This is a genomic window from Actinocorallia lasiicapitis, from assembly GCF_054778695.1.
This window is the reverse complement of record NZ_BAAGZI010000934.1, coordinates 1-526: the sequence shown is the minus strand read 5'-3', so window position 1 is coordinate 526 and position 526 is coordinate 1. Positions and strand designations below refer to the sequence as shown.

1 pseudogene is annotated in these 526 nt (G+C 74.9%); it reads right to left on the bottom strand.

The window, feature by feature from the left end:
- Positions 1-167 precede the first annotated feature (167 nt).
- Positions 168-526: pseudogene (locus tag ACYVE7_RS35570) on the bottom strand (ABC transporter permease); the annotation flags it as partial.

Here is a 526-nt window from a genome sequence, read left to right as displayed (position 1 = left end):
GGCCATGGCGAGGAACACCGCGTCCGAGCCGGGCAGGCGCAGGGCGGGCGGGGCGGGGAGCACCGCCCGTCCGGCGGCCAGATCGGTGTGCGCCCGGCGCACCGCGCCGATCACCTCGGGGAAGGTGATCATCCGCAGGACGTCGGAGCGGGTCAGGATCAGCGTCATCAGGCACGGGCCTCTCGGACGAAGGGGACGGTCAGGGCGGCGGGCGACCGGCTGGCCCCCGCGAACCCGCTGACCGCCAGCAGGGCGAGCAGATACGGCGACATGATCAGCAGGGCGCTGGGCAGCTCGATCCCGAAGGACGGCGCGGCGAACTGCAGGGCCTGAGCCAGGCCGAAGAACAGGCAGGCCAGGGCGGTGGGTGCGGCCCGCCAGCGGCCCGCGATCACCGCGACGACGGCGAGGTAGCCGGCGCCGGACGTCAGATTGTCGGTGAAGGCGTGGACGTCGGCGAGCGCGAGGTACGCGCCCGCGAGCGCGGCGGTCAGCCCGGCCAGCAGGACGGCCGTGTAGCGCAGCG